Here is a 10,382-nt window from a genome sequence, read left to right on the forward strand (position 1 = left end):
CCCGGACGTTTCGGGGGGATTTTAGGGCGCGGCGGCGACCCGTTCCTGCAATGCGACAGACAATGCCCCGCTCCATTGCAACTGCACCGTGCGCGTGGGAAAGGCAAACTCCGCGCCGATGCGCTCGCATTCACGCACCAGACCGAGGTTGATCGCCTGCTGGGTATCCATATAGGCGGTGTAGTCGGAGGTTTTCATCCAGTACACCACTTCAAAGTTCAGTCTGGAATCGCCGAAATCCTTGAAATGCGCGCGGTCGAAGCGGGCGTTGGGCTGCTGATCGACGATGGTTTTAACCACTGCTGGAATCTGCTCCAGGGTTTCTGCCGATGTGTCGTAGGTCACGCCGAAGGCGAACACGATGCGCCGCTCTTGCATGAACTTGTAGTTGCGCAGCCGGGCCTTGGTGAGATCGGTGTTGGAGAACACCACGATCTCGCCGCTGATGGAACGGATGCGGGTAGTTTTCAGGCCGATGTTCTCGACCGTGCCGGAGAAGTTGTCGACGACGACGAAGTCGTCCGATCTGGAAGGGTTTGTCGAGCACGATGGACAGGCTGGAGAACAGGTCGCCCAGAATGTTCTGCAAGGCCAGGCCCACCGCAATGCCGCCCACGCCCAGACCGGCCAGCAGGGTGGTGACGTTGAAGCCGAGGTTATCGAGCAGCAGCAGAAAGACCAGCGACCACAGCACCAACCGGGCGATGAAACTCATCGCGGCCAGGCCGGTGGCGGTTTCGGGGTCGTGAGAGATGGCGCGCTCGCGCGAGACGCGAATCCAGAAATCGAGAAAGCGCGACACCCACAGCCCGATCTGCAGAAACAGCGCCACGGCCGCCAGTCCCAGCACCCATTTGCCCACCGTGTCCGGCAGGCTGAGGCTTTGCACTGCCGGGTAAAGGCCGATGAGCGCGGCCAGCGGCAGGCGGGTGCCCTGCACCGCGTTGACCAGCGCATCGTCCCAATGATTGCTGGTGTGCGAGGCCAGGGCGCTGATCCACGACACCAGAATCGGCTTGATCACGGAGACCAGCACCACCACCAAAACGAGCCAGCCCAGCGCCAGCAGCCAGCTCTGCAAAGGATTGTTCAAAAAGGGAAGGGATAGCCATGCGCTCATCTCGTAGCCTTTCTCGGGGGAAAAATCAGAATGGAGCCGGTGACGAACCGGTTTCGGCAGGCTCATGCCACTGCACACGCCGACGTGGCAGATGCCCGGGCTGGGCGCGCTGCATATAGGCGATCATGCCTTCGCGAATGCGGCAGCGCAGTTCCCAGGCGCGCGCCGAATTGGCCGCGCTCACCAGAAGGCGCACCTGCACCGCGGTCTCGGTGGCGTCGGTCACATGCACCAGGGCCAGGCGGCCGTCCCAGTCGGGGTCGGCCGCGCACAGACGCTTGAGTTCGTCGCGCAGCTCTTCGACCGGAGTGGCGTAGTCCACCCACAGAAACACCGTGCCCAGCAGGCTGGCGCTGGTGCGCGTCCAGTTCTGGAACGGGTGTTCGATGAACCACTGCAGCGGCAGGATCAGCCGCCGGTCATCCCACACGCGGAACACCACATAGGTGCCGGTGATCTCCTCCACCCGTCCCCATTCGCCCTCGACGATGAGCACGTCGTTGATGCGAATCGGTTCAGTCATCGCAATCTGCAGACCTGCCAGCAGATTGCTCAACACCGGCCGCGCGGCGAAACCCACCACCAGACCGGCAATACCCGCCGACGCCAGCAAGCTGGCGCCGATCTGCCGCACATCGGGAATGCTCATCAGCGCCACGGCCAAGCCGACGAGCAGAATGAGGAAACTCAGCACACGGGTGAGCACCCGGGCCCGGGTGAGCAGGCCGCGCACTTCCAGATTGGAGTCGAGCAGATTGGGGTCGTCGGGCAGTTGCAGGCCGCCGCGCCGCAGCAGCACCAGCTCGCCGCCCGACCGCACCAGGCGCATGGCCAGCCAGGTCAACGCGGCGATCAGGCTGAGGTGCAACGGCGCTATCACCCACGACCAGTTCTCCAGCCGCTGCTGCAAAAATCCCGCATCGATACGCAGTATCAGCAGCAGCCAGGCCAGCCGCAGCGGATTGCGCAGGCGCAGATACAAAAACTGCCCGTTGCCTTCCGGCCCGCTGGCCTTGAGCAGCAGTCTCGCACCCAGCATGAACACTGGCGCCGCCAGCAGGGTGAGGGCGATGGCCAGCGAGTCAGGCGGGTGGGATGACGCCCACGCCCACAGCATCGTCCAGGTCGCATTCAGGTCGTTTTGCATCGCTGGATTGCTCGGCTTACTGCGCCCGCAACTGCGCGAACAGTTCGAGCACGTGGTGCGTCCAGTGGGTGATGTCGTAACGTTGGATGAGTGCATCCATGAGCTGCATGCGTTCGCGCTGTTCGTCGCGCGGCATGTCCAGCGCCCGGTCGATGGCATCGTCCATCTGGCTGATGCTGTAGGGATTGACCAGCACGGCGTCCTGCAATTCGACCGCAGCACCGGCGAACTCCGACAGCACCAGCACGCCGCTCTCGTTCACATGCGCGGCGATGAACTCCTTGGCCACGAGGTTCAGACCGTCTCGTAGTGGCGTGATCCAGCAGATGTCGGCGGCACGGTAATAGCTCAGCGTCTCCTCGAAAGGCATGGGCGTGGTGGACAGCAGGATGGGCGTCCAGGTGAGCGAGCCGTAGTGGCCGTTGATGCGCCCGACGAGCTGCTCGATGTTCTGCTGCGCCCGCTTATAGACGCGCATACCGTCGGCCGCGGCCACGGCAGTGACCAGCAACCGCACTTTGCCGTGCAGCTCGGAGCGGCGCGCCAGCAGCCGCTCGAAAGCCAGCAGCATTTCGCGCATGCCCTTGGCATAGTCCACCCGGCCGATCGACACGATGGTGGTCTGCCCGGACATTTCGCGGCGGATGTGCGCCACCCGCGCCAGGTTGTCGGGCCTCTGCACCGTGCTGCGGATGAGGTCGGCATGGGTGCCGATGGGAAAGGCATCGATGCGGATCGTGCGCCCGCCCACTGCGATGGAGACTGGCGTGACCGGCTCGGACAGCGCGGTGCCCGTGGCCTGCAGTTCCGGCTCCACCGCGCGCTCGACCAGGCCCTCGATTCTGCGCAGAGACTGTACCAGCGCGGCGAAGTTGCGGGCGTAGCGCGGCACATGAAAGCCCACCAGATCGCAATCGAGCAGCGAGGCCAGAATCTCATCGCGCCAGGGCAGGATGTTGAACACATCGGGCGCAGGAAACGGCGTGTGGTGGAAAAAGGCGATCTTCACATCCGGGCGCATCTGCCGCACGAAGCCCGGCACCAGCCACAGGTTGTAGTCATGCACCCAGATCACCGCCCCCGGCGCGGCCTCGGCGCAGGCGGCTTGCGCAAACAGGCGGTTGACCTCGCGGAACACACTCCACTGGCAGTTCTCGGTGGAATAGAGCGAGGGAAAGCTGTTGAGAATGGGCCACAGCGCCTCTTTCGAGACGACGTGATAAAACTGGCTGATCTGCTCAGCGGTCAGCGGCAGCCGCACGACTTCATAGCTGCCATAGCTGTCGTTCACCGTGATGCGGCGCTCGAACTTCGCAGCTTTTCCCGTCGGCGCTTTTTTCCACGCCACCCAGCTGGCGCGATCGACCTGGCCGATGAAGCCCTTGAGGGCCGGCACGATGCCGTTGGGGCTTTTGTTTTCTCTGAGAACGATCTGACCGTTCTCGACGAACTCCTCATACGGTTGTCTGTGATAGACGATGACCAGAGATGAAGCCATTGAAGTCTCCCTGTTGATGAAATCGCTGCAAGGCGTCGAGCACCCCGGCTGCGCCCGGCTGGGCGCTGCGGTACACATTGGTATGCGGCGTGATGGCATGATCGAGCGCGGCCTCGCGGTTGCTCACGGCCACGCCGGTCAGACCGGTCTGGAACATCGACAGATCGTTGAGGGTGTCGCCAGCCACCAGGGTGCGGTGTTCAGGCAGGCCGAGCGCGGCCAGGGTGCGCAACAGGGTCGAGCCTTTCTGCACCCCGCGCGGCAGCACGTCGAAATACTGGTTGTCCGACATCAGGGTGTCGAAGCCGAGTCGCCGCAATTCAGTCGCAGCCACCTGCACCGGCTCCGGACGACGGTAAAAATACGATCGTCTGCGACCGCCGTGCGGCGGTTGGGGCTGCAGCTCTGGATGCCGGCGTACGATGTCGTCGATCTGCTGCACGCGATCGGCAGGCCAGCTCGCGTCGAGCCACTGATCGATCGCCGCAATGGGCGCGAAGTCGGCGCCGGTCGCCACGCTGGTGCCCACGTCGCCAATCACATGATCGGGTTGCACCGGCAGATCTCGCGCGAGTTGGCGCATGAAGTCGAACCCGCGACCGCTGACAAAAATCAGCACGATCTCGCTGCGGCGCTGCGCGATCCATTCATACAGCGCCGCGCGCTGCGCCTCGTTGCCGCCCAGAAAAGTGCCGTCCAGATCGGTGGCCAGAATGGTTTGTGGCATCGACGCCTCCTTCATTACGACTGCCGCGACTGCGCGCGTGACAGGGTGGGCCGCAAGCCCTGCGCTTCGCGCAGCAGCCGGTGCGCATGCGCGCCCGAAGCGACGGGTAAGCCGAGCGCGTCGTCCTGCTGCACCGGCTGAGTCAACAGGCGCCGCAAGGCCTCCTCTGCCGTTTGACGGCGCCCCAGCACATCGCGCACCACAGCCGCCACCTGCAAATGAAGGCCGAGCCGCCGCTCCAGAATTTGCACCGACTGGCTACTGATCGCGCCTTCGGCCAACTCGCCCTCGCCGCCGGGAAACTCACCGCGCCCCAGCTGCATGCCCAGCCGGGTGTTGCGCGATTGGGCCGACGACGCGGTGAGAAACAGATCGCCCGCACCCGCGCTCGACAACAGGGTTTCAGGGCGGCCGCCCAGCGCCAGGGCGAGGCGCCGCATGTCCTGCAAGCCGCGCGTCAGAATGGCCGCCCGCGCGTTCTCGCCCTGCTCGCAGCTCATGGCCATGCCGCAGGCGATGGCGATCATGTTTTTGAGCGCGCCGCCGACCTGCACGCCGATGGCATCGTCCGTCACGTCGAGCTGCACCTGACCTGCGGCGAACGCCGTGCGCAAGCGCCCCATCAGCCGCTGCGCGTGGCTTTGCACATCGACCGCACCGCGCTGACGCAGCGCAGGCAGACCGACCGTGAGCGCCGCAGGCTGCTCGCGCACCACCTCATGCGCAAAGCTCGGCCCGCCAATAGCGCCGATGAGCGCGCCCGGCCGCAACTCCTGCTGCAACACCTGAGTCATCAGCGCGCCGCTGTCGCGCTCGATCCCTTTGCAGGCGGCCAACACCACCGCGCGCCGCTGCAGCCAGGGCGCGGCAGCGCGCGCCACCTCGCGCAATGCAGCCGACGGCACGACCATGAACACCGCGTCGGCGCCGTCAAGCACCTCGGCCATCTGGCTGCTCGCCTTCAGGCCCGCAGGCAATTCCAGCTCCGGCAAATGGCGCGGATTGCGCGCCTGGGTGGCGATGGCGTGGGTGAGATCGGGGCGGCGCGCCCACAGGCGCACCTCCAGCCCGCCGCGCCGCAAGGCGCAGGCCAGTGCCGTGCCCCACGCACCAGCGCCGATCACGGCAACAACGGGGGCAAGGGTCGGATTGCCGACGATGAATGATGAAGCAGAGTTCTGCATGGACTCTCCCAAGGTCGTGGACAACCCTATAGGTTGTCCAATGGAAGAACGCCCAGCAAAGCGGGGCGTGGCGACTGGGTGGCCGCGCGTGCAGACGCGGCCGGTGGGCATTCAGAGCGAATGCCATGAAGCGCGGGGTTGGCTTGAACCCCTTATGCCGTCTAGGGGACGAACGAGAAATTTCTGGCCCGCGCAGACCCGGAGGCACACCAGAAGACACAAGTAGAACTCGCTACTTGTGGTGATATTTATGGAGACTCATTGAATAAAAATATCAATGGATAGATTGTAAAGCAATTTGGAAGGAATTAAAACTTCAAAATCACCAAATTACTTACAAGTTTTTGGACGATCCAAGGAACATCGAAGTGACGCCCGATGATCTGTCTAAACCAGGATCCAAGCGCTCGCTGCGGCGCAGCAAAACGACGCCAAACGCGGGCCAGGCTCACCCCGCCTGTCGCGCGCCGTAGCGCAAGCGCATGATCAGCACGGCCAGCGCCAGCAGGAAAGTCACCGCGTTGGCGCCAACCAGGGGCCAGCTCTGCTGGACGACACCATAGGCCAGCCAAAGCGCCACGCCCGTGGTGAACAGCGTGTACATGCCGAGCGAAATCCCCGAAACATCGCGCGTGCGAACCGTCAGCCAGGCCTGCGGCACGAAAGACACGGTGGTGAGAAACGCCGCGCCGTAGCCGATGAGATCGGTGAGGTGAAAGGCCATGAGGGACTCTCGAAAAATGGGGGGAGGCCGGCGAAGTACGCGCTCAAGCCGTCTGCATGAAGCCGTTGATGAAGGCTTCCAGCGCAGGCCAGGCGCCGCCGGCGCGCGGGTCGTTGACCAGCGCGGCGAAGGTGTAGCGCTGCCCGGCACGGGTTTGCGCATAGCCGGCGAGGGACAGCACGCCGTCGAGGCTGCCGGTTTTGGCGTGAATGCGGCCCGCGGTATCGGGGTCGCGGAAGTGGCGGCGCAGCGTGCCGTCTTCTCCGGCCAAGGGCAGCGACGAGACGAATTCGGGCATCACCGGGCTGTTCCACGCCGAGCGCAGCAGCGCGTTGAGATCGGCCGCCGAAATGCGCGCGATGCGCGACAGGCCGCAGCCGTTGTCCAGCACCAGGCCGGGCATGGACAAATTGTGGGTGGACAACCATTGCTCCACCGCCTGCTGCGCCAGCCCCCAAGTGGCCCGCTGCGCACCCGCCTGTAGCGCCAGGGTCAGGAACACCTGCTGCGCCATGACGTTGTTGCTGTATTTGTTGATGTCGCGCACCAGCACGGCGAGCGCGGGCGAGTCCCACACGGTCAGTTCGGTGGCGCCCGCAGGCAGGTTGGCGGTGCGAACCCGCCCTTTCCAATCGATGCCGACCTGCGCAAACAGCGCGGCGAGCAAACGCTGCACATAGGCGTTGTCGCTCACCTCGGGGGCGATGTTCCAGGTCTGCGGCCCGCAGGCGGCCGCAAAACCCCCGGCGAAGCGCGGCGCGAAGGGCTGTTTCCAGTCGGCGCGCAGATTGTCCTTCCAGTTGCCGCAGGCGCTGGCGGTGAGTTTGGGCGCTTCGCGCAGATCGAAGCCCGCCACTGGCGGCTCCACTGTGACACGCACCTGCTGTGCCTGAGCGTCGGGCACGAAGCCCAGGCGCAACACGCCGAAGTTCACCAGAAAGGGATCGGGGCCGACGTTGTAGGGGGCGGTGGCGTCGCCGTCGAAGACTCCGGGATTGTGCGGCGGAAGATCGAAAGCCTGACGGTCGATGAGCACGTCGCCGCGAATGCGGCGGATGCCCAGATCGCGCAGCCGTACCGCGATGCTCCACAGGTTGTCGGCCATCAGATGTGGGTCGCCGCTGCCGACAAAGGCCAGATCGCCCTGCAGCACCCCGGCGCGGATCGGCCCCGTGGCGTACACCGGCGTCTTCCACACATAGGCCGGGCCGAGAATGCGCAGGGCCGCGTAGGTGGTGACGAGCTTGAGCACGGAGGCCGGGTTCATCAACGCGGCGCCGTTGAACGCGATCTGGGGCGACGGGCTATCGAGCGGCTGCAGCACGAAGGCGCAAGACTGCTGCGGAATACGCGCCGTCTCCAGCGCCTGCGCCACACCGGCAGGCAACGCCCCCGACCCGCCCAGCCCGACCTGCTGCGCCCGGGCCAGAAGCGGCATGCCGGTCACGGCCAGTGAGGAGATCAGAAAACGGCGGCGGCTGGGTAGCATGGCATGGGCGGCGAAGAAGATCAGTGGAATGGTAGAGGCTTGCGGAAAGGTTAGCTTCAAAACCCCTGCCTACAATGCGCCGCATCATGACGACCCGCCCCCCCTTCATCCACCAGTGGCAAGAGGCCGCCGAGCGCAACAATTCGGCGCTGTGCGTCGGTCTCGACCCGGAGCCCTCGCGCTTTCCGGCGCCGTGGACCAACGACCCGCTGCGGCTGTTCGACTTCTGCGCCGCCATCGTCGATGCCACGGCCGATCTGGTCTGCGCCTACAAGCCGCAGATCGCCTACTTCGCGGCGTTGGGCGCGGAGGGCCAGCTCGAACAGCTCATCGCCCACATCCGCAAGGTCGCGCCGGGCGTGCCCGTCATCCTCGATGCCAAACGCGGCGACATCGGCACCACCGCGGAGCAATATGCCCGCGAGGCCTTCGTGCGCTTCAACGCCGACGCCCTGACGCTGTCGCCCTATATGGGCTTCGATTCGGTCGAACCCTATCTGCGTTTCCCCGAGCGCGGGCTGTTCGTGCTGTGCCGCACCTCCAACCCCGGCGGCGCCGATCTGCAGACCCTGCCGCTTGTTCCATCGAACGCCAGCTCGGCCACAGGCGCCTCGGCCCACCTCGGCGATGAGCTGCTGTTCGAGCGCGTGGCGCGGCTGGCTGCGCTGGACTGGAACCACCACGGACAGAACGGCCTGGTGGCTGGCGCCACCAACCCGGCCGACATCGAACGCATCCGCGCCGTCGCCCCCGAAGCGCCGCTGCTCATCCCCGGCATCGGCGCGCAGGGCGGCGATCTCGCAGCCACCGTGCGCGCTGCGCGCGGCAACTTTCTCATCAACGCCTCGCGCAGCGTGCTTTACGCCAGCAACGGGCGCGATTTTGTCGACGCCGCAAGACGCGAAGCCCGCCGCCTGCGCGACGCTATCAACCAGGAGGTGCACGCCGCCTCCACTGCCCCAAACGCCCCATGAGCAACAGCAGCGCATCCACCACTGGCCTCACCCACTTCGACGCCGCCGGTCAGGCGCATATGGTCGATGTCGGCGCCAAGGATGAAACGCATCGCGTGGCCGTGGCCACCGGCTGCATCCGCATGCAGCCCGCCACCTTCGCCCTGGTGCAAAGCGGCAGCGCCAAAAAGGGCGACGTCATCGGCATCGCCCGCACCGCCGCCATCATGGCGAGCAAGCGCACCGCCGACCTCATTCCCCTGTGCCACCCCATCGCCCTCAACCGCGTGGCGGTGGACTTCGACCTGCAGCCGCAGGACAGCAGCATCCACTGCACCGTCACCGCCGAAACCCGCGGCCGCACCGGCGTTGAAATGGAAGCGCTCACCGCAGTGCAGATCGGCCTGCTCACCATCTACGACATGTGCAAGGCGGTGGACCGCGGCATGATCATCGACGGCGTGCGCCTGCTCGAAAAGCACGGCGGCAAGTCGGGCGACTGGGTCGCCTCGGCCTGAGCGCCCAGCCAAAGCCGAGACGCGCCTGAACCGCCCCGCGCGCAGGGACATGCCGCTGTTCCTACAATCGGGCGCATGAACATGATGACCGAACCCGCGCTGTTGCGCCTCGACGAGGCGCGCCGCGTCTTGCTCGACCCCTATCAGATCGACGAAATCGCCTTGCAGCGTGCGCTGGGCAAGGTGTTCGAGCACAAGCTCGACTACGCAGACGTCTATTTGCAATACACCCGCTCCGAGGGCTGGAGTCTGGAAGAAGGCCTGGTGAAGTCGGGCAGCTTCGACATCGAACAGGGCTTTGGCATTCGCGCGGTACAGGGCGAGAAGACCGCCTTCGCCTATTCCGACGATATTTCCGAGCTAGCCTTGCTCGAAGCCGCCGACACGGTGCGCAGCATTGCCCGCGCGGGCAAGGGCAGCGCCAAAGTGCCCAGCGACACCCGCCGCAGCGCGGCGCGCGTGCTCTACGGCGCGACCGACCCGCTGGGCGCGCTCGACTCCAACGCCAAGGTGGCGATGCTGCAAAAGGTGGACCGGCTGGCGCGTGCCAAAGACCCGCGCGTGGTGCAGGTCATGGCCAGCCTGGGCGGCGAACACGACGTGATGCTGGTGCTGCGCTCCGACGGCCTGCTGGCCGCCGACGTGCGCCCGCTGGTGCGCCTGAGCGTGAACGTGATCGTCGAGCAAAACGGACGGCGCGAGTCGGGTTCGTCGGGCGGCGGCGGGCGCTATAGCCTGGGCTACTTCGACGACGCCCTCATCACGAAATATGTCGATGAGGCGGTGAACACCGCGCTGGTCAACCTCGAATCGCGCCCCGCGCCTGCGGGCGAGATGAGCGTGGTGCTCGGCCCCGGCTGGCCCGGCGTGCTGCTGCACGAGGCGGTGGGCCACGGTCTGGAAGGCGACTTCAACCGCAAGGGATCGAGCGCGTTCGCGGGCCGCATGGGCCAGCGCGTCGCCGCCAAGGGCGTGACCGTGCTCGACGACGGCACCCTGCCCGACCGGCGCGGTTCGCTCAA

General features: G+C 65.7%; 10 protein-coding genes and 2 pseudogenes. 3 read left to right on the forward strand and 9 right to left on the reverse strand.

The features are described 5' to 3' along the window. Positions 1-21 precede the first annotated feature (21 nt). From B7X30_RS15720 to dacB, 9 genes and pseudogenes are all read right to left on the reverse strand, one after another. On the reverse strand, positions 22-345 hold the full coding sequence (locus B7X30_RS15720; RefSeq protein WP_353681915.1) for a hypothetical protein: 324 nt from the start codon (positions 343-345) through the stop codon (positions 22-24). A gap of 96 nt (positions 346-441) precedes the next feature. Next, positions 442-606: pseudogene (locus B7X30_RS15725) on the reverse strand (mechanosensitive ion channel domain-containing protein); the annotation flags it as partial. 34 nt (positions 607-640) lie between these two features. After that, positions 641-1,186: pseudogene (locus B7X30_RS15730) on the reverse strand (hypothetical protein); the annotation flags it as partial. Further along, positions 1,146-2,267 (reverse strand): mechanosensitive ion channel family protein, encoded by a 1,122-nt coding sequence (locus B7X30_RS07435; protein WP_286730075.1) that lies wholly within the window; start codon positions 2,265-2,267, stop codon positions 1,146-1,148. The pseudogene B7X30_RS15730 and the gene B7X30_RS07435, both read right to left, overlap by 41 nt. A gap of 16 nt (positions 2,268-2,283) precedes the next feature. After that, positions 2,284-3,765 (reverse strand): glucosylglycerol-phosphate synthase, encoded by a 1,482-nt coding sequence (gene ggpS, locus B7X30_RS07440; protein ID WP_286730076.1) that lies wholly within the window; start codon positions 3,763-3,765, stop codon positions 2,284-2,286. Then, positions 3,722-4,492 carry an HAD family hydrolase gene (locus tag B7X30_RS07445; protein ID WP_286730077.1) on the reverse strand — a complete coding sequence of 257 codons (771 nt, stop codon included), beginning with the start codon at positions 4,490-4,492 and terminating at the stop codon, positions 3,722-3,724. Before B7X30_RS07445 ends, ggpS begins: the two co-directional genes overlap by 44 nt. A gap of 14 nt (positions 4,493-4,506) precedes the next feature. Further along, the gene (locus tag B7X30_RS07450; RefSeq protein ID WP_286730078.1) at positions 4,507-5,676 is read right to left on the reverse strand and encodes an NAD(P)H-dependent glycerol-3-phosphate dehydrogenase; all 1,170 of its coding nucleotides are present in this window, start codon (positions 5,674-5,676) and stop codon (positions 4,507-4,509) included. 448 nt (positions 5,677-6,124) lie between these two features. Then, the gene (locus tag B7X30_RS07455) at positions 6,125-6,400 is read right to left on the reverse strand and encodes a SemiSWEET transporter (protein WP_286730079.1); all 276 of its coding nucleotides are present in this window, start codon (positions 6,398-6,400) and stop codon (positions 6,125-6,127) included. 43 nt (positions 6,401-6,443) lie between these two features. Further along, on the reverse strand, positions 6,444-7,889 hold the full coding sequence (dacB, locus tag B7X30_RS07460) for a D-alanyl-D-alanine carboxypeptidase/D-alanyl-D-alanine endopeptidase (protein WP_286730080.1): 1,446 nt from the start codon (positions 7,887-7,889) through the stop codon (positions 6,444-6,446). Between the two features lie 86 nt (positions 7,890-7,975). Between dacB and pyrF the strand changes: the two genes are divergently transcribed. The 3 genes from pyrF to B7X30_RS07475 form a co-directional block, all read left to right on the forward strand. After that, positions 7,976-8,863 (forward strand): orotidine-5'-phosphate decarboxylase, encoded by an 888-nt coding sequence (gene pyrF / locus B7X30_RS07465; RefSeq protein ID WP_276708492.1) that lies wholly within the window; start codon positions 7,976-7,978, stop codon positions 8,861-8,863. Continuing rightward, positions 8,860-9,360: a cyclic pyranopterin monophosphate synthase MoaC gene (moaC, locus tag B7X30_RS07470; RefSeq protein WP_286730081.1), complete on the forward strand. Its 501-nt coding sequence runs from the start codon at positions 8,860-8,862 to the stop codon at positions 9,358-9,360. Before pyrF ends, moaC begins: the two co-directional genes overlap by 4 nt. Positions 9,361-9,435: 75 nt before the next feature. Further along, positions 9,436-10,382 (forward strand): metallopeptidase TldD-related protein (locus B7X30_RS07475; protein ID WP_502694412.1); only part of this gene is annotated, 947 nt, incomplete at its 3' end.

Origin of the sequence: Thiomonas sp. 13-64-67 (assembly GCF_002282795.1) — a bacterium.
In the GTDB taxonomy this organism is placed as follows: Bacteria; Pseudomonadota; Gammaproteobacteria; order Burkholderiales; family Burkholderiaceae_C; genus Thiomonas; species Thiomonas arsenitoxydans.